Source organism: Hyalangium versicolor, from assembly GCF_020103695.1.
Taxonomy (GTDB): domain Bacteria; phylum Myxococcota; class Myxococcia; order Myxococcales; family Myxococcaceae; genus Hyalangium; species Hyalangium versicolor.
Map to the genome: position 1 here is coordinate 273,109 of NZ_JAHXBF010000016.1, position 18,012 is coordinate 291,120.

15 protein-coding genes are annotated in these 18,012 nt (G+C 66.2%); 10 read left to right on the top strand and 5 right to left on the bottom strand.

Translation table 11 applies throughout. The features are described from left to right. Window positions 1-2 precede the first annotated feature (2 nt). The 6 genes from KY501_RS31465 (at window position 3) to KY501_RS31490 (ending at window position 7,633) form a co-directional block, all read left to right on the top strand. Window positions 3-548 (top strand): GNAT family N-acetyltransferase, encoded by a 546-nt coding sequence (locus KY501_RS31465; RefSeq protein ID WP_224367329.1) that lies wholly within the window; start codon window positions 3-5, stop codon window positions 546-548. Next, on the top strand, window positions 545-1,399 hold the full coding sequence (locus tag KY501_RS31470) for a class I SAM-dependent methyltransferase (protein ID WP_224367330.1): 855 nt from the start codon (window positions 545-547) through the stop codon (window positions 1,397-1,399). The genes KY501_RS31465 and KY501_RS31470 overlap by 4 nt, the downstream gene beginning before the upstream one ends. Before the next feature lie 5 nt (window positions 1,400-1,404). Then, complete coding sequence (locus KY501_RS31475) at window positions 1,405-1,623, top strand: tautomerase family protein (protein ID WP_224367331.1); 219 nt, start codon at window positions 1,405-1,407, stop codon at window positions 1,621-1,623. Window positions 1,624-1,631: 8 nt separating this feature from the next. Continuing rightward, the gene (locus KY501_RS31480) at window positions 1,632-2,552 is read left to right on the top strand and encodes a DMT family transporter (RefSeq protein ID WP_224367332.1); all 921 of its coding nucleotides are present in this window, start codon (window positions 1,632-1,634) and stop codon (window positions 2,550-2,552) included. Beyond that, window positions 2,533-4,122 (top strand): HTTM domain-containing protein, encoded by a 1,590-nt coding sequence (locus KY501_RS31485; RefSeq protein WP_224367333.1) that lies wholly within the window; start codon window positions 2,533-2,535, stop codon window positions 4,120-4,122. Before KY501_RS31480 ends, KY501_RS31485 begins: the two co-directional genes overlap by 20 nt. Window positions 4,123-4,264: 142 nt before the next feature. Continuing rightward, window positions 4,265-7,633, top strand: coding sequence for a discoidin domain-containing protein (locus KY501_RS31490; RefSeq protein ID WP_224367334.1), 3,369 nt, complete (start codon window positions 4,265-4,267; stop codon window positions 7,631-7,633). A 24-nt stretch (window positions 7,634-7,657) separates the two neighbouring features. On the opposite strand, the gene cysS is transcribed toward KY501_RS31490, so the two are convergent. Then, window positions 7,658-9,136, bottom strand: coding sequence for a cysteine--tRNA ligase (gene cysS / locus KY501_RS31495; RefSeq protein ID WP_224367335.1), 1,479 nt, complete (start codon window positions 9,134-9,136; stop codon window positions 7,658-7,660). Between the two features lie 170 nt (window positions 9,137-9,306). Between cysS and KY501_RS31500 the strand changes: the two genes are divergently transcribed. Next, entirely contained in the window at window positions 9,307-10,659 is a 1,353-nt protein-coding gene (locus KY501_RS31500) for an FHA domain-containing protein (RefSeq protein ID WP_224367336.1), read from the top strand. A 7-nt stretch (window positions 10,660-10,666) separates the two neighbouring features. Here KY501_RS31500 and KY501_RS31505 read toward each other — a convergent pair whose 3' ends face one another. Beyond that, on the bottom strand, window positions 10,667-11,587 hold the full coding sequence (locus KY501_RS31505; RefSeq protein WP_224367337.1) for a LysR family transcriptional regulator: 921 nt from the start codon (window positions 11,585-11,587) through the stop codon (window positions 10,667-10,669). 86 nt (window positions 11,588-11,673) lie between these two features. Between KY501_RS31505 and KY501_RS31510 the strand changes: the two genes are divergently transcribed. Next, entirely contained in the window at window positions 11,674-12,561 is an 888-nt protein-coding gene (locus tag KY501_RS31510) for an SDR family oxidoreductase (protein WP_224367338.1), read from the top strand. 39 nt (window positions 12,562-12,600) lie between these two features. Here the strand turns inward: KY501_RS31510 and KY501_RS31515 are convergent, their stop codons facing one another. Together KY501_RS31515 and KY501_RS31520 are read right to left on the bottom strand one after the other, a co-directional pair. Beyond that, window positions 12,601-13,263 (bottom strand): hypothetical protein, encoded by a 663-nt coding sequence (locus tag KY501_RS31515; RefSeq protein WP_224367339.1) that lies wholly within the window; start codon window positions 13,261-13,263, stop codon window positions 12,601-12,603. A 63-nt stretch (window positions 13,264-13,326) separates the two neighbouring features. Beyond that, the gene (locus KY501_RS31520; protein ID WP_224367340.1) at window positions 13,327-13,824 is read right to left on the bottom strand and encodes a CarD family transcriptional regulator; all 498 of its coding nucleotides are present in this window, start codon (window positions 13,822-13,824) and stop codon (window positions 13,327-13,329) included. A gap of 196 nt (window positions 13,825-14,020) precedes the next feature. Here KY501_RS31520 and KY501_RS31525 point away from each other — a divergent pair, with 196 nt between their 5' ends. Together KY501_RS31525 and KY501_RS31530 are read left to right on the top strand one after the other, a co-directional pair. Beyond that, entirely contained in the window at window positions 14,021-16,486 is a 2,466-nt protein-coding gene (locus KY501_RS31525) for a DNA internalization-related competence protein ComEC/Rec2 (RefSeq protein ID WP_224367381.1), read from the top strand. Window positions 16,487-16,490: 4 nt separating this feature from the next. Continuing rightward, window positions 16,491-16,745: a hypothetical protein gene (locus KY501_RS31530; protein ID WP_224367382.1), complete on the top strand. Its 255-nt coding sequence runs from the start codon at window positions 16,491-16,493 to the stop codon at window positions 16,743-16,745. A 21-nt stretch (window positions 16,746-16,766) separates the two neighbouring features. Here the strand turns inward: KY501_RS31530 and KY501_RS31535 are convergent, their stop codons facing one another. Continuing rightward, window positions 16,767-17,972 carry a carbohydrate-binding family 9-like protein gene (locus KY501_RS31535; protein WP_224367341.1) on the bottom strand — a complete coding sequence of 402 codons (1,206 nt, stop codon included), beginning with the start codon at window positions 17,970-17,972 and terminating at the stop codon, window positions 16,767-16,769. Between the last annotated feature and the right edge of the window lie 40 nt (window positions 17,973-18,012).

Here is an 18,012-nt window from a genome sequence, read left to right on the forward strand (position 1 = left end):
CGATGGCCAGGCGAGCCGCCCGGAGGACCACGGAGGTCATCATCCGCGGGGTGAAGCGCTCGGATGTCCCCGCGCTCCATGAGATCATGTCCAGCCCGAATGTGATCTGGGGCACGACGGCAATGCCTTGCACGAGTGAGCTTGCCGTCGAGCACGCACTGACCGCGGAGAACCGGCATTGGTTCATCGCCGCCTCGCGCAACGACGATCGCTCGGTGGGGTACCTGTTTCTCGATTGGGGGCAGGGCCGCTGGCGCCGCATTGCGTCCTTGGTGATGGCGGTTCATGACAACTCCGCCGGCCAGGGGATCGGCAGGAAGCTCCTCGAGACGGCCATTCATGTGGGCTTCCAATACCTCGACCTGCAGCGCATCGAGCTGGAGGTCTACGTGGACAATCCATCGGCCATGCATCTCTACCAGAAGGTGGGGTTCGTCCATGAGGGGACCAAGCGGCGCAATGCCATCCGTGAGGGTATCCACGTGGACGGACACATGATGGCGATTCTCAAGCCGCTCGACGAGCAATCCAAGAGGCGAGGTCCATGACGTCGCAAGCGCTCGCATATACGGACAAATCTCATCTGCTGACGCACAACTACGGGGCCACCGAGGACTACAAGGTCCGCTCTTCCGGGTGGGATTTGTACCGGGTGAACCCGGTGAGCGTCGTGGACTGGGTCGTCAGCCGGCTCTCACTGGAGGAGCCCATCTCTCTCCTGGATGCGGGCTGTGGCCTGGGACGATTCGCGCTCGCTGTCGCGGAGCGAGCCAAGAAGGGAGCGACTCTCAAGGCTGTGGACCTGTCGCCAGCGATGGTTGACGCGGTCTCAGCGGAGGCTCGGGCCCGGCAGCTCTCGCTCGAAGCCCTCACCGGAAGCGTGCAGGAGCTCCCTTACCCTTCCGGCTCCTTCGACGTCGTTCTCTGCAACTACGTCCTCTATCACGTCGAGTCCATTCCGAAGGCTGTCGAAGAGCTGGCGCGGGTTCTCAGGCCCGGAGGCCGTCTCATCTGCATGGTTCCTTCGTTCCGTTGGCTGCACGAGCTCATTGACTGGCAGGATCGAGCCCTGCTCCGGCTCGGCTGGGACCTCAAGAGCGCGCTGTTCGCTCCCACGGGAACGGATCGATTTTGCGAGGAGAACGCTCCTGGCCATCTCACGGGATCTCTCCGGGTGGCCGAGCGGAATCGGTACGACGGGACCATGCGCTTCCCCAGCGTGGAGGTGTTGCACCATCACTATCTCCACACCATGAGATTCAAGAATGCCGTTGCCGCAGGAGCGGAGGAGGGAGCCCTCGCGGCAACGGTGCGTCAACTCATGCAAGAGACGCTCATCAGCGAGGGACGCCTGCAGGTCACGAGTGTCAGCACGTGCTTCACCTGTATCAAGGACTGAACTCCATGCCCATCGTTCACATCTATGTCACCCCTCCCATCGACGATGCCTCCCAGAAGGAGGAACTCTTCCGTTCCGTGACCGAGGCCATCTCCAAGAGCCTTGGCAAATCACCCGAGCAGACGCGCATCCTCCTGCACGAACTGGCCGAGTCGGGCTGGTCCGTGGGGGGAGAGACTGTGGAAGCGCGCCTCCGCACACAACGGTCCAAGCCGGCAAGGTAAGGGGACCCGTGTCACTCCTGGATCTCGGTCTCACGCTCCTCGTGATGATGATTTGGGGATGCAACTACGCCTTCGCGAAGCTGGGGCTTCACGAGGTGCCCCCATTTGCCTTGCTCTCCCTGCGCTTCCTGCTGGTGGGAGCGCTGGCGGCACCCTTCGCGAAGATGTCGCGCCGTCATCTCCCGCGATTGCTGGCATTGTCCGGGGTTCTGGGCACGTTGCACTTTGGCCTGGTCTACCTGGGGCTGACCCGAGTCGATGCCGCGACTGGAGCCGTGTTGGTGCAGTTGCAAGTCCCCATGGCCGGCATCCTGTCCTTCCTGGTGCTTCGGGAGCGGCCGGGTCTCCCGTGGTGCGTGGGGGCAGGCCTCGCTTTTCTCGGGACGCTGACGTTGTTCGGAGAGCCGCGGCTCTCGGCGCACTGGGGATACGCGCTGCTCATCGTTCTATCCGCCGTGGCGTGGGCGGTGAGCTACCTGCTCCTCAAGGACATGCAGAAGCCAGGTCCTATCGATCCGTTCTCGGTCAATGCTTGGATGAGTCTCTTGACGGCACCCCAGCTGGCCGTGATTTCGATGCTGGTCGAGCAGGAGCAACTTCACAAACTGCAGGCGATGAGCGCGGTGGGGTGGGCCTCGCTGGCCTATCAAGTCTTGTTCGTTGGCCTTCTCGCCTATGCCATCTGGTATCACCTCATTGCCAGATACCCGGTGAGCATCACGTCTCCCTTCACGCTCACCATTCCTGTCTTCAGCGCCTTGGCGGGGGCGTTGATCCTCCATGAGCCCATTCAGATGAGGTTCGTCCTGGGCGCGGGGCTGACGCTCGCGGGGGTCGGAGTCATCATGCTGCGCTCGGCCCGAGTCGCAAAGAGCGCGCTGCCTCGGGGCAGTGGCGCGGAGTCTGCACATGCCATCAAACCTTCGTGACTCCGTCCGCGAGGTCTTCACCGCGGATCTCAGATCCCTCGGCCTGATGCGCATCCTCACGGGAGTGGGGTTGCTTGGCGACATCATCTACCGGGCGAGGGATCTGGAGGCGCACTATACGGACCAGGGACTCGTCTCTCTCGAGACGGCGCGCGCACTCGTGAAACACTTCGGGTGGTTCTCATTGCACACGCTGAGCGGGAGCTACGGGTATCAGCTGGTCCTCACGACCCTCTTCTTCATCTTCGCGCTGATGCTCACGTTGGGCTTCATGACGCGCCTGGCGGCGCCGCTCTGCTGGTTGCTCTTCGTGTCCGTGCAGAACCGCTTCTTCTTCGGGGACTATCCCGGCGACTACATCCTCACGATGTTGCTCCTCTCGGGCATCTTCCTGCCCTGGGGAGCCTGCTTCTCGATCGATGCCCGGCGAAGACGAGCCCGAGGAGAGGCGGCCCCCGCCCCGCGGTACCGGGGGCTCAGCGCCTATGCGCTCTTCTTCCTGTTCGCCATCTTCATCTCGAAGACAGGTCTCTCGAAGATCGCCGCGGGCGGCAGATGGTTGGATGGAACAGCCCTCTTCTGCGTTCTGTCCGCGGTCCGGTACTCGAGCCGTTGGCTCGATTGGTCATTGGAGTATCTCGGGCTGCTCAAGACCATCAGCTATGCCGTCCCTTGGATCGAGACCTTCTTCCCGGTCTTCTTCTTTCTCCCCTGGAAGAACGGAGCTGTTCGCACGGCGGCCATTGCCGCCTGTTGCGTCATGTTTGCTGGGTTCCAGATCGGCTTGGATCTGCATCTGCTCCCATACCTGGCTGCGACGGCCTATCTCGGCTGGCTCCCCCCTTGGTTCTGGGAAAGGCTGCTGCCTCGCCTCTCTCGACGCGTGTCGTGGACGGCTGCAGCCACACCGGAGGTCTCCAGCGATTCCAGGCTCCTGCCCACGAGTGCCCACGTCTACATCAACAACCTGATGGTCGGCGTTGTCCTGACCCTGAACGCGACCCACTACTATTACAAGATCGGCAACTTCGGATACTTCTCCTCTCCTCGAACGCCGCCGGTGCTGGTCGACTCGACGATGAACTTCCTGAAGATCAAGAACATCTACAGGATGTTCTCGGACCCCGAGGTGTTCGAGGCGAGCGATGGCTGGGACGTCGCTCCTGGGGAGCTGGCGAGTGGCCGGAAGATCAACGTCTTCACTGGAGAGGCGCTGTCCTTTGAGCGGCCCGGAGATCTCGTGGCGTCTATTCGTGGCTTCCGGTGGCGTCAATACCTGACGTTGGTGAATTGGTATCCGACCTGGAACCCCAAGAACATCACGAGCTACCACGCCGTCGAGTCTTCGAAGCTGCGCGAGGACTTCGTGCGGTTCTTGTGCCACCAGTGGAACTCAGCGCATGAGGGGCCAGACAGGCTCGTGCGTGTCAACCTGGACATGGTTGTCTCCCCTGTCCGATATGGGCAGCCGAGAGTCCCCCCCAAGGTCGTCGAGCTTCTGGACAAGGCGTACGCATGCGAGGCGGGAACCCCTCCAGCGTCTCCCGGGACACTCGTGGTCGCACCATAGCAGTGGTATCACGACACCCCGCTCTGCCCTCTCGGCACCCAGGGCGCGCGACATTTTCAGCCAGGCCCTGTCGGAGGGGCACGGAGGTCGAAGCGGCGCTCTCGACTTCCGTTGCCGGGCATCCGAGAGGAGCCGTTCGAACATGTTGAAGCACTTCGTTGCCATGGGGCTGTCTGCATTCGTGGGGTTCACCCTTTCCGCCTGCGCGAGAATGGAGGAGGAGCCGCCACCCCTGGGCCAGAACTCCCCCGAACTCCAGGCGTCCTCCTCCGCCTTGTGCGAGACGAAGGATCTCGCGCGAGACGCGACGGTGACATCCAGCGGGTACTGGAGCACCGCGACGCCGTCCATGGCCGTGGACGGCAACACGGGGACTCAGTGGCTGACCAACATGTCCACGGGCGCCTGGCTCCAGGTGGACCTGCAGCGACCGCGAACCATCGCCCGCGTCGTGCTCACCTGGGGGTGGGATCCCAACTTCGGCACCAGCGCGGACAGCGTCATCGAGGGCAGCACGGACGGCGCCACGTGGACCCCCCTGGTCACCACCACCCGCAACAAGGCCGGCTGCAATGGCAACACCGGTGGCCAGCTCTGCTACACCCCCGAGTCCCTCTCCTTCGCACCCACCTCCGCCCGCTACGTCCGCTTCCGTGGCACCCGCTGGAACGGGGGCTGGGCCCACCTCAACGACTTCGAAGTCTACGCAGCCTGCGCTCTCGACGAATGCAGGGACGTGGCGATCTGCCGCTCGCGCCTGGCTCTGAAGAGCCATATGGAGACGTGCGCCACGTGCCTGGGTAGCTCGTGCTGCGACGAGGCCACCGCGTGCGCCGCGGATCCACTCTGCCACGCATGCTTCACGAACAACACGCCCCCCAGTCCCGAGCAGAGTTGCCTCGACAGCGCGCTGTTCCAGCAGATGCTCTCGTGCCGGGATTCGCAATGCGCCGAGGCCTGTGACTTCGCCTCGAATGTCGTCCCACCGGGTTGGACAGGCACCGCCTCGTGCCACCAGCCTCCTCCCGTGGAACAGCTTTGCACCGCGTCGGGGCAGTGCACCCCGTTGACGTGGCCGCCGACGCCGCGCCATGCGGTGACGGGGCGCACCTGCGGCCAGTGTCTCGGCCAGCAGTGTGGAAGCCTGTTGCCGCCAGGGGTGTCGGGCTGGGAGGACGAACGCATCGACATGGAGGGTTTCTTCACCTGCATGGCGACAGCCTGCTCGCCCGAGTGCGGCGGCGACGGCGTGGGCGACATCGTCTTCGTAGGTGGGGGTAGCGGGGATGGCGGTACGGGAGGTCCCAGCGATGGTGGCTCGAACGGACCGGGGGATGGCGGTCCGGGCGCGCCGGGCGATGGCGGCTCCGGAGGGGGTGGCACGGGCGATGGCGGCTCCGGCGGAGGACCGGAGTGTGGTGGCCCGGCGGGCTGCTGGACGGATGGGTGCAACACGGCTTGCCGCACCACCTGCGGCTTCTCGCCCCTGCAGATGGGGAACATGACCATCGTTGCGGGCACAGCGTGCAGCGACGACGGCCGGATGAAGCTGCCCGACGGGAACGCGAATTTCAGTTACAACCTCCCGCCCTGCACGGCGCAAGGAGTGGTGGCCAAGGTTTTGGGCGATCCGAACCTCAAGAAAGGCGACATGACGTACTTCTTCGCCGTGAACGAGTGCCGCTGGTTCCTCGTCACGGGGCACTACCTGATGGAGGTGCTCAGCCACCACACCGAGGGGCCCTTCAAGGACAACGAAGGGTGGGTGAACCTTCCGCAGGCGCTGCGCATCGTCGGGCGGCTGGAGCCGGGGTGCGATCCCCTGAACAACCAGTGCTTGAACCCGAACGGCCCGCGGCCCTACTTCGCTGGCGACATGCTGAGTTTCCCGGCGGACACGTGGACGTTCGACCTGGGCGCCCGCTCGCCGGATCTCGTGGTGTTGCCGGCGGGCGGACAGCCGCACCTGGTGGGCATGCCCTACGGCATCCCCCTGGGCACGCTGGGCCTGGGCGTGCGGCAGAGCTACGGCAACTTCGTGGGCGAGCTGGCCACGGACCACTTCACGGACACGCTCCGGCTCTGGAAGCTGTACCAGCTCTACAACTGTGGGGCCCAGAAGCTGTCACGGGTCTACTCCGGCAGCGGAGGCACCCCTGCCGCCGAGGGGCTGGTGCGTGCCTACGGGGGCGAGGCCTTCCTCTATGGCACGCCCATGCACCAAGAGGAGTCGAAGACATACTCGGGCGTCTCGTGGTCCAACGCGCAGGGCTTCCAGGTCAACATCTACAACAACTCCAGGCTCAACTGCGACTCGGGGCCGATAGACTACCTCAACCACGATCCAGTGGCCGGCTCCATCCACTGCACGGCCAAATTCCAAGGGATGCGCCAGTTGCTCAGGGTGGATGTGTTCGGCGGCTACTGCAAGCGGAGCGTGGACGCACCCCTGCAATCCCTGGCGGGCGCGCTGAGCGCCACGAGCTTCGCCTGCGCTGGGACAGCGCTGTCGAACACCGCGCTCGGCAGGCAAGTGGCCGCCAACCACAACTACTCGAACTTCATCGTGGGCCAGGGGCACAATCAGGCGCACCACATGCAGAGCCCCGCGTGCTTCTACGAGACGTTCCTCGCGGGACCTGGAGGCACGGAGATGTTCCGGCGCACCGGCGGAGGCACCTACAACCCCACGTACAACGACTACGACAGCGGGACGTGCATCGACTGGCAAACCAATTCGTGGAGATACGCTCCGGGCATGTCCTACCAGGACACCGGTTTCGATCGCTCCGTGGCGGATCTGAACGACAACAGCTACCTGACGTGTGACAACGTCAGCCTCCGGCCTGACATCCACGCGCTGCTCATCGAGTACACCACGCCCGTGGATGGCGCCGCCTACGAGATCATGAAGTTCCCGTACACGGCCTCGCCGATCTTCCAAGGGCCTCGGACGTTCTGCTACGCGATGGAGTGGGCGTGGAACACGGACTTCGGCTGCGGCTCCCGTCAGCCACCGGCGGACACGTGGCGGGCCGCCAACGGTGGGGACTTCGCCATCCCGGCGCAGGCCCGCAGGCCGGTGCGCCGCTGGGTGCTCGTCCCCGAGTCCTACCGGGGCTCACTGCCCTTGTTGCACAAGCTGCCGGAGAGCACCTTCGCGCACTATGGAGAGGACGGCTCCTGGTGGTGGGCCTATGAGTCGGTGGGCAGCAACTGGAACGGGTACAAGCCAGCCCCCATGGATCCAAGCAATGTGGACGCGACCCTCGAGGGCGCGCGGCCCTTTGGCAAGCACGCCAGCATCGTGGGAGTGCAGTTCCGCGATGGCTCCGTTCGCGTGGCGCGGCGCACCACGCACTCGCACGCGGTGACGCAGGCCCTCAACCAGACGGAGGCGCGCTGCATGACGGCGGGCTTCGACGAGGCGCCCACGCCCCCGCCACCGCCCGTGCCCGAAGGCGCCGCCTATCGGGAGAATTGGGCCTGCGGCGTCCCGAACTACCGCTGAGAAAGCCTGCCACCGACGGATGTCTCAGGCCGTCTCGGCCGCCGGGGGCGCCACCTTCCACGTGGTGCCTCCCGGGTTGTCCATGATCTCCACGCCCTTGGTCTTCAGCTCCGTGCGCAGCCGGTCCGCCTCGGCGAAGTTCTTCGCCTTGCGCGCCTCGTTGCGCTGCTCGATGAGCTGCTCCACCTGCGCCACGTCGATGCCGCGCTCGCGCACGGCTCGCTCTCTCCGGCGCAACAGCCACGGGCCCGGATCGTCCTCGAACAGCCCCAGCACGCCGGACACCTTGCGCACCACCTCCAGCAGCGCCTGGAGCGTGCGACCCACCAGCGGCTTGTCCTTCACCGGCGGCTTGTCCACCAGCTCGTTCATCAGCGTGAACAGGCCCGACAGCCCGCCGAGCGCTCCGGCGAAGTTGAAGTCGTCGTCCATCGCGCCTTCGAAGTCGCGCAGGTACTTCTCCGGATCGCCGTGCAGCGGACCCTTCCCGAAGTCCTTGCCCGCCACGCGCTCGTTCACCTTGCGCAGCGTCTCGTAGAAGTACTCCATGCGCTGCTCGGAGTCCGCGATCGCCTTGTCCGAGAAGTTCAGCGGGTGCCGGTAGTGCGTGGACAGGAAGAAGAAGCGCAGCGCCTCCGCGTCCACCTTCGCCAGCGCATCGCGCAGCCGCACCACGTTGCCCAGCGACTTGGACATCTTCGCGCCTTCCATGTCCAGGAAGCCGCAGTGCATCCAGTACTTCGAGAACGGCTTGCCGCTGGCCGCCTCGCTCTGGGCGATCTCGTTCTCGTGGTGCGGAAAGATCAGATCCAGCGCGCCGCCGTGGATGTCGAACGATTCGCCCAGGTAGCGCGCGCTCATCGCCGAGCACTCGATGTGCCAGCCCGGCCGCCCCTTGCCCCACGGGCTGTCCCACGCGGGCTCGCCCGGCTTGGCCGCCTTCCAGAGCGCGAAGTCCAGCGGCTCACGCTTCTGCTCGCCCGGCTGCACCCGCTCGCCCGCGCGCAAATCATCGAGGTTGCGCTTGGACAGCTTGGCGTAGTCCGGGTAGCGGCTCACCGCGAAGTACACGTCCCCTTGGGACTCGTACGCCACGCCCTTCTCCACCAGCTTCTCGATGATGCGGATGATCTCCGCCAGGTGATCGCTCACCTTCGGCGAGACATCCGGCTCCTTCATGTGCAGCGCCTTCGCGTCCTCCCGGAACGCCTCCACGAAGCGAGCTGCCAGCACCACCGGCTCCTCGCCCGTCTCGTGCGCCGCCTTGATGATCTTGTCATCCACATCCGTGTAGTTGCGGACGTACGTCACCCGGTAGCCCCGGTACCTCAAGTACCGGACCACCACATCGAAGGAGGTAAAGGTACGTGCATTGCCTACATGAATGTAGCTATAGACGGTAGGGCCACAGACGTAGATGCGAACGGCTCCCGGCTCGAGAGGGACCAGCGGTTCCTTCTGCATGGTCAAGGTGTTGAAGAGCGTGATCGCCGGTTGCTCCACGGTAGGGCTTCCTCCCATCAATGAACGGACGGACGACACTCTAGGCGGCTGAATGTGGCAGAGTCAGCCACCAATCTGGGAGAATGGACCCTGGAATGGCTCCCCCCAACCCCAAGCGCCCCCCGCGGCCTCCTCGCCCCCCCGCTGCGTCGGCGTCCAAGAAGGAGGACGTGGAGCTTCCCTTCGATGACGACGAGGTGGCACCGCTGCAGGAGGATGATCCGCGTCCCCAGCGAGTGCCCCAGTTTCCGGCGGGCACGCGCCGCTCCGTGCGAGGCACGCGAGGCCCTCGCGAAGGCACCAAGGATCGCGAGTTGGCCACGCGGTTCGATACGAACGAGTACTCGGATCCGGGCCACACGCTGGTCTTCCTGTACGTGGAGAAGGGCCCGGGCGCCGGGCAGCTGATTCCGGTGAAGCAGGGCCCGCTGGTGATTGGCCGGGCGTCCGCGTGCGACTTGAGGCTGCAGCACCCGTCCATCAGCCGCCGCCACGCGCAGCTGATGCGCCAGAGCGAGCGCTTCATCCTGAGGGACCTAGGCAGCCAGAACGGCACGTTCGTCAACCGGGTGAAGGTGAACTCGGATCACGAGATCAAGGTCGGCGACGAGCTGGCGCTGGGCAACGCGGTGTTGAAGCTGCGGGGCTCGGGAGTGAGTTCGGACAAGATTCCCCTGGTCTCCGCACCGGGCCAGGCGCCCGTCCGCAAGGGTTCGAGCGTTACCCGCGTGGCCCTCATCGCGGGGGCGGTGGGCTCGGCGGTGGCGGCCCTGCTGATCCTGGCGCTCCTGAAGTTCTCCGGTTCGGCCTCCCCTGCTCCGGCGTCCGCGAAGCCGGGTTCCGAAAGCGCCCCACCCGCCACGGACGCGCAGTCCCGGAAGGCGGAGGAAGCCTACGTCCCGCCTCCTCCCGCCACGGCGGAGGAGAAGACGACCTCGGAAGAAGCCGGGTCCGAGCGCGCCGCCAAACCGATCGAGCCCTCCTCCGAGACGCAGGCTGGCTCGGGAACCAAGGGTTCCGGCCCACGAGCCTCTTCTCTCGGCTCGAAGTCCTCCGCATCCCGCAGGGAGTCCTCCCGATCGAGCGCCAAGGGCTCCACACGCCAGGCCACGGCGGCCAACGCGAATAGCGATGAGATCCTCGCCCGCTACGAGAAGGGCGATGTGGCGGGAGCGCTGAGCCTGGCTCGCGCCGGGCAGATCGAGCCGCTCGCGACGAAGATTGCCCAGTTCCAAAGTGCCCAGGCCGCCGGTGAGCAGGCAGCCAAGGCGCAGGACACCGGCACCGCGATCCGGAACTTCACCGAAGCGCTGACGGTGGATCAGGGATTGTCCCAGGGCTGGAGCGTGCAGGGACGTACCCTGCGGCAGCGGCTCGGCAAGCTCTACACCCAGGCAGGCCAGAAGCAGCTGAAGGCCGGAGCCCGGGACGCGGCCCGCGACGCCTTCGAGGCAGCGCTCGAATACGACCCGTCCAACGCTGGGGCCAAGGCGGAACTCCAGCGATTGAACGGCAAGAAGTAGCTCCGGCTCAGCGTCCTGCCTTGTCAGTCGGCGCGAGGGGCCGCTGCCGCAGCAGTTCGTGAACCAGCTCGCTGAAGGCCGTCACCTTGGGTGGCAGGTGCTTGCGCCCGGGGTGCACCAGGTACACAGCGCCGGTGGAGGACGCCCAGCGAGGCATCACGCGCACCAGCGCTCCGGCCGCCACCTCCGCGTCCGCCGAGAAGGAAGGGAGCATGCCGATGCCCGCGCCGGCCTTCACTACCTCACGTGCGAAGGACATGTCATCGCACGTGACGCGGGCATGAGCGCCCAGGTCCCCCAGCGAGCCCGGCTTCGCTTGCAGCACTTGAGGCGCTCCACGGAACCCTATCCAGTCATGGCTCTGGAGCTCCTCGGGCGTGCGCGGTGTCCCCTTGCGCGCGAGGTATGCCGGTGAGGCATAGAGCTGGATGGCGATGGACCCCACCTTCCGCGCCACCAAGGTCGAGTCCCGCAAGGGCCTCAGTGAGATGCGCAGCGCCAGATCGACCCCGTCCCGGACGAGGTCCACGAGCGTATTGGAGAGGAGTACCTCCACCTGGGTCTTCGGGTAGCGGACCGTGAAGCGCTTCACCGCCTCCGCCAACACCGTCACGCCGAGGTCCACGGTGGAGGTGACTCGCAACGTACCGGAGGGCTCCTCCTCGCGCTCCGGCAGCTCGGCCAGGGAGGCCATCAGCGAGTTCACCGACGGCGCCACCCGATCGTACAGCGATGCACCGGCCGTGGTGGTCGACACCTTCCGCGTCGTGCGGTGGAAGAGGAGCACCCCGAGCGACTCCTCGAGCGTGGCCACGGCCCGGCTCACCGTGGAGCGCGGCACGCCCAGCCGCTCGGCGGCGCGGGAGAAGCTGCCGGTGTCATGCACTGCGACGAAGGAATGCATCAGGTTCAGATCGATTGTTGCCATGGCGCACCACAGATGCTCGATTCCGAGCATTGTTTCAAGGGCGGCACCGGAGCAGATTTCACCCGTCATCCACTCAGGAGCCGCACATGTCGACCACACCTCTCCTCGTTACTGGCGCGTCGGGTCAGCTCGGACGCCGCGTTCTCGAACTTCTGCTCGCTCGCGGAGCGGGCCCGATCATCGCCACGACGCGCAATCCGGACTCCCTGAAGGAATTTGCCGCGCGAGGCGTCGAGGTCCGCCGCGCGGACTTCGAGGATGAGGCGGGTCTGGCCCAGGCATTCCGAGGAGCCGGGCGAGCGCTGCTCATCAGCACGGATGCCTTGGACCGCCCCGGTCGCCGGTTGGCCCAGCACCAGACCGCCATCCGCGCTCTGAAGGCCGCGGGCGTCCGGCACATCGTCTACACGTCGCTCCCCAACCCGGGCCCCAACTCGCCCGTCACCATCGCCCCGGATCACCGTCAGACGGAGGAGGCGATCCAGGCCTCGGGGCTCGACTACACCTTCCTGCGCAACAACCTCTACACCGACCTGATGTTGCACACCCTTCCGGGAGCCATCGCCTCGGGGCAGATCATCGATGCGCGCGGAAAGGGCGCGACGGCCTTCGTCACGCGTGAGGACTGCGCGCAGGCCGCCACCGCCGCGCTGGCCGAGGCGTCCTCGGGACGAAACACGCTCGATGTGACCGGGCCCGAGTCCTTGACCAGCGATCAGGTCGCCGCGATCGTCAGCGAGGTGGTGGGCCGCAAGATCGTCCACGTCTCCGTGCCTGCCGAAGCCCTGATCCGCGGCATGCAGGAGCATGGTCTGCCGAAGGTCGCGGCGGAGCTCTACGCCTCCTTCGATGTGGCCATCGAGAAGGGCGATCTGGCCACCGTGACGGACACAGTGAAGCGCCTCTCGGGACGCACGCCTCAGACGGTGCGCGAATTCCTCACGGCCCACAAGGCCACCCTGACCAAGGCCTGAGCCTCCCATTACCACCCCGAGCGCTGAGAGCCTGTGTCCTCAGCCCTCGGAGCGAGAGGGACCTCCGCGCAGCCCTCGCAGCAGGAACCAGGCGTTCATCGCGATGATGAACACCAGGAACAGCGCCACAGCCAGCCGCCCGAAGTCCTCTCCCGGCCGCTGGCCCTCGATGACGATCCACAGCCGGCCCTTCAGCGGCTGCACCTCTCCCTTCGAGCGCAGGAGCGCGAACGCATCTCGGTAGCGAGAGGCATCCTCCTCGGCCAGCAGTTGCCCTCGCACCGCGAAGGGCCGCTGGTTGGGCGGAGGAGGAGACTTGCGTCCCGGTGGCCACTCCTCGCCGGGCAGTGCCGGCCGGCGCACCACGAAGGGCGACTCCCTCAACCCCACCAGGACGTAGACCGAGTCCCCCTCCCGCTCATACGCGCCCTGGGTCGTGGGAACGCCGTGCAACTGGACATAGCGGCTGGAGACCAGCTCCTCGTAGCGGTAGTCCCCCTCCGCGCCCAACGACAGCGGCATCCGAGGCGAGAAGAAGTACCGAACCTCACGCCATTGCATCGCGAACAGCGCCGCCGCCACGCCGATGGCCACCAGCGACACCGGCGCCCGCAGCGGGCTGCGAGGCCGCCGGGCCTGGCGCGTCTCCAGCTCGGCAATCCGCCGCTCCCGCTCCTCCCGTACGAACTGCTCTTCGGACATGAAAAAGCCCCGGGTTCCTCAAGGGAGCCCGGGGCTGAGCATGCGCCAGGGGCGCAGCGAGTGCTAGGCGGCGATGTTGAAGATCTTCTTCAGGTCCGACTCGATCTCTTCCTCGGAGCAGTCCTTGGCCAGCGACAGCTCCTTGATCAGCAGCGAGCGCGCCGTATCCAGCATCTTGCGCTCACCGAACGAGAGATCCTTGTCGCCCTTCAGGAGGTAGAGGTCGCGGAGCACTTCGGCGATCTCGAAGACGGAACCCGTCTTGATCTTCTCCATGTACTCCCGATAGCGGCGGTTCCACGTCGTGGAATCGACCGAGATGTCCTTCTCCTTGAGGATAGAGTAGACCTGCTTGACGTCCTCCTCACTGATGATCTCGCGGAGGCCGACCGATCCCACCTTGTTGATCGGGATCATGATCCGCATCCCGTTCTCCAGGATGCGCAGCACGTAGAACGACTGGCGCTGCCCGGCAACCTCGGTGTGCTCGATGCCCATCACCTCGCCCACGCCCTGCCCCGGGTAAACCGCCTTGTCACCAGTCTTGAAGCTGGTCTGCACTCGTTACCGCCTCCTTGAATGATCCGGCTCCGGCCTACGGAAGCACGGCACTACTACCACAAACCACACCTCCCGGCAACATTTCTGCTCGGGAGACCTTGACCGCCTCTGAACCGTCAAACTACCGTGTCGGATTTCGTGTGTGCCTCCCTCCTCTGTGGGTGGCACGTCGGCGATAGGACGGGCGGGGTTGGGGTTGGACAGATATCTATGGCGCGACCTTGGAGCGCGCCCTCTCTTCTTTCCTGCATTAGGCGTGATGTTGGGCGCAGCCGCTCACGCCGAGGGAACGAGCCCTCTCAGCGGGAAATTCCTGATCAGCGCGGCTGTCCTGAGTGCAGCCGTACTGGCGCTTGCTCGCCTGCCTGGTGCTCACCTCGCGCTGTTGCTCTCGCTGGGTCTTGCGGGGGCGGGGCTCGCTGGGATCGAGGCGCGCGTGGAGATTCCTCCGGAGTTGATCCGCGGTGGATCCGCCGTGATCGAAGGCGAAATCGAGAGAGTGGATCATTTCGAGGATTCCACGCGCGTGCAGCTCGCCGTGGCGCGTGCGGGGGTGGAGACCGCATCCACTGCGCCGGCCCGGTTCCGCGCCAGCCTGTATCTTCATGGGTCCGCTCCCCCGCTGCTGCCAGGACAACGTGTCCGGGTGGAGGCGCGGATCCAACCCCTGGAGCCTCCCAGCAACCCGGGTGAGAAGAACTTCACCGCTGTTCGCAAGCGGCAGGCCTTCGCGTTCAGCGGCAGTGCCGTGGGCGGGCGGATTCTCGTGCTGTCCCCCGCTTCCGGGTTGCAGCGGTACATCGCGCGGACCCAGGAGGGACTCTCTACGTCGGTGCGGCGGGTGGCACCCTCGGAGGATGCCGCGGCGTTCTTCCTCACGCTCGCCGCCGGGCAGCGCGCGGCGCTCGATGATTCGCTGGAGGAGGCGTTCTCCCGCAGCGGGCTGGCCCATGTTCTGAGCGTGAGCGGGTTGCATGTGGCGGCGCTCGCGCTGATGACGCTGGCGCTGCTGCGGCGGGTGCTCGTCCGCGCGGGTGGGCGATTCCGTGGCATGGAGGCTCGCAGGTTCGCGGCTCCCGCTTCCGTCCCCTTTGTCTGGGCCTATGTGGTCTTCACGGGCAACCAGCCTCCGGCAGTGCGCTCGGCGGTGATGGCCACGGTGGTGCTACTGGGGCTCGCGCTGTGGCGGCGAGCCGATGGGCTCAACAGCCTGTCCACCGCCGCGCTGGTGCTCGTCATCTGGACTCCGTCCAGCGTCGTGGACCTGTCGCTGCAACTGTCCTTCCTCGCCGTGCTGAGCCTGTTGCTGCTCACTCCCGCGCTGCGTGGGGCCATCCCGGTGGCTCCGCCGGATCCGAAGGAGGAGCGGAGGCTGAAGCGCTGGATCGGCAAGACCCGGGAGACGATCCTGGAGACCTTCTGCGCGAGCCTTGCCGCCACGGTGGCCAGCGTTCCCCTCGTCGCCAGCGCCTTCGGGCGTGCGAGCATCGCGGGCCTCGTCTCCAACATCGTCTGCATGCCTCTGTGCGGACTGCTCACAGGCTTCGCGGCAGGCGGTGCGGCGATCTTCACGGTCTCTCCGATGCTGGCCACTCCGGTGCTGTGGGGCGGTGCCTGGGTCTCCGAATTGCTGCTCGTCCTCACCCGCTTCTTCGCCGCCGTACCTCTCGCCACGGTGAAGCTGCCGACCTTCAGTGCGGGACTGACGGTGCTGTATGCCATCGGGCTCGCGACCTGGGCGCTCGGCGTTGGACGGTGGCGCCTCGGTGGATTGCTCGCTCCCGTGGCCTTGGTTGTGGCCCTCCTCGCTCCGGTGCTCGCGCCCCAGGCTCCGCTGCGCATCACCTTCCTCTCCGTGGGCCAGGGAGACTCCGTGGTCCTCAGCTCACGGGGACACCACGCCCTCGTGGACGGTGGCGGGGTTCCCGGCGGCGGAGATACCGGCACCCGCTTCGTCCTCCCCTTCCTCGGCCATGAGCACATCGACCGGTTGGATCTCGCCATCCTTTCCCATCCCCATCCGGACCATGCGCTCGGGATGGTCTCCACTCTGGGCCAGGTGCCGACGGACCGGCTCTGGTTGCCCGCGGGCAGCACGGATGGAGCCCTGTCCCGCCAGCTCATCGCCGCCGCGGCGGGCGCCAGGGTCGAGGAGGTCCAGGTCGGCTGGCCCTCGTTCACCCTCGGCGAGGCCACACTGGAGGTGCTGGCACCTCCCCTTCCCGAGGATCGCGAGCTGCTCGAGGGCGTGAATGATCGCAGCACCGTGGTGCTCGTGCGGCACGGCGACGTCACCGTGCTGCTCACTGGAGATGTGGAGGAGGCCGGCGAGGAGATGCTGCTCGATCGCGTGGGCCCCGTGACGGTGATGAAAGCACCCCATCACGGCTCTCGCACGTCGTCCACCGAGCCGTTCCTGGCTCGCGCCCGACCCCGCTATGTCGTCTTCTGCGTGGGACGCCGCAACCGGTTCGGGTTCCCTCACCCGGAGATCGTCGAGCGCTACCGCGCGCTCGGCACCGAGTGCTTCCGTACAGATTTCGACGGAGCAGTTACCCTCGAGAGCGATGGCCGCGATGTCCGTCTGCACGGCCATCTGCCGCGCGAGGAGCCGCCTTCCGAGCCCACAGTTGCCCCTGTCGCCCACCATGCCCAACATTGAAGGGATGATCTCGGACGATCTCGACTTGAGGCAGCTCACGACGGACCTGAAGACAGCCCTCAGCCATGGGGAGCCCGTGGGCTACCTGCGTGGCAAATCGCTGTTCCGCGACATGCTCGTGGAGCTGAAGGGTTTCTCCGAACTGGAAGCCGAGGAGCTTGTCGATACCCTCGAGGCTCGCGGGTTCCTCCGCTTTCTCGGCGATCCCGCCGAGCGCTCCGTCGCGGACGCTCCCTGGGAGATCACTCCGCACGCGTAGCGGCCCCGGCTCGCCCAGGCCTCAGTCGAAGGTGAGCCAGCCGAAGCGCGGCAGCGCGTGGAAGTCTCCGACGAACACCGGTGAGAAGGACTGGCCCTCGATCTGCTTCCGGTTGAGGTGCTCCAACCGGTACATGTTGAAGCGCCAGCGATCGCCCTGCTTCGGCGGCACGTTCGGCACCTCCGCCAGCTTCGCGAACGGGATCTGCATCTCCACCGTCCAGCGCTCGTCCTGATCCGACGGATTGTCGAGCGTTCCGAACACCTTCACCGCCGTCTTCATCCCCGAATCCCAGCCCGTGTCCATGCCCTGGCGCCTCGCCGGGAAGTACGCGTCGAAGATGACGTTGTGCGGAGACACCTGGAGTTCGTTGTACGTCCTCCCATCCGCGTTGGCGTCGAGGAACACCTCCACCACCTCCTCGTTGTAGATGGGATCGTCCCGCTTGAGCAGCGTGCCCCAGATGTCCGGGTCCGCCGCGTCGAAGGAGACGTAGAGGTTCGTGTCGTCGTACGCCAGGCGTGCCTCGGTGCGCAGCGCCACGGGGCGACCGTCGAAGCTGCCATGCAGCACCACCGAGGTGGCCTCCTTCCAGGCCTCGTCGTCGAGCGATCCGTCGATCACCGGCGGCTTCTTCGCGCGGTGGGCCTTGTACTCGGGCAGCTCGGGCTCCGAGCCGAGCACCGGGCCCAGCACCCGATTCGAGCCGTCCTGCGCACGCGGGTCGTCCACCGGGAGCCGCTCGTCTCCCCGCCAGAAGCCGAGCACCACCCGTGCGGCAACCTGGGGCATCGGAATGCTGTGTGTGTCCTCGATAACCTTGCCCACCGGCCAGATCGCGAGTGGAGCCACGCCATTCTGGAACTCATGGTCCGCGTTCATGAGTATCTGCCCGCTGTTCGGGTCGATGACGTGCACGAAGAAGCCGAAGCCCTGCGGTGGCGGCCGCACCGCCTGGAAGTAGTGCGCCAGCGTCACCGCCTGGCCCGGAGCGGCCTGCGCGGGAATGACTCGAGAGCCCAGGTAGATCACCGCTCCGCCCCCCAGCGTGGCCCCGCTGCGGAACGTGAGATCCGCCGGCGCGGCGTCCAGGGTGCGCAGCTGCGTGGGCTCGAGCGTGGGGAAGTTCTGGGTTCGTGGACGCGGACCCGCCTGTTCGTCCCGGCAGGCTCCGAAGAGCAGGGTCAGCGTCAGCAAAGGAACGAGGGACAGGCGAAGGGAGCGCATCGGCGCCGCGAATCCTAGGGAGGTCTCCTGGCAAAGTCTC

Excerpts from the sequence above, each read along its gene's own strand:
- KY501_RS31465 (WP_224367329.1), top strand. The coding sequence starts at position 3 with ATGGCCAGGCGAGCCGCCCGGAGGACCACGGAGGTCATCATCCGCGGG.
- KY501_RS31470 (WP_224367330.1), top strand. The coding sequence starts at position 545 with ATGACGTCGCAAGCGCTCGCATATACGGACAAATCTCATCTGCTGACG.
- KY501_RS31475 (WP_224367331.1), top strand. The coding sequence starts at position 1,405 with ATGCCCATCGTTCACATCTATGTCACCCCTCCCATCGACGATGCCTCC.
- KY501_RS31485 (WP_224367333.1), top strand. The coding sequence starts at position 2,533 with ATGCCATCAAACCTTCGTGACTCCGTCCGCGAGGTCTTCACCGCGGAT.
- KY501_RS31490 (WP_224367334.1), top strand. The coding sequence starts at position 4,265 with ATGTTGAAGCACTTCGTTGCCATGGGGCTGTCTGCATTCGTGGGGTTC.
- KY501_RS31505 (WP_224367337.1), bottom strand. The coding sequence starts at position 11,587 with ATGGCAACAATCGATCTGAACCTGATGCATTCCTTCGTCGCAGTGCAT.
- KY501_RS31510 (WP_224367338.1), top strand. The coding sequence starts at position 11,674 with ATGTCGACCACACCTCTCCTCGTTACTGGCGCGTCGGGTCAGCTCGGA.
- KY501_RS31515 (WP_224367339.1), bottom strand. The coding sequence starts at position 13,263 with ATGTCCGAAGAGCAGTTCGTACGGGAGGAGCGGGAGCGGCGGATTGCC.
- KY501_RS31530 (WP_224367382.1), top strand. The coding sequence starts at position 16,491 with ATGATCTCGGACGATCTCGACTTGAGGCAGCTCACGACGGACCTGAAG.
- KY501_RS31535 (WP_224367341.1), bottom strand. The coding sequence starts at position 17,972 with ATGCGCTCCCTTCGCCTGTCCCTCGTTCCTTTGCTGACGCTGACCCTG.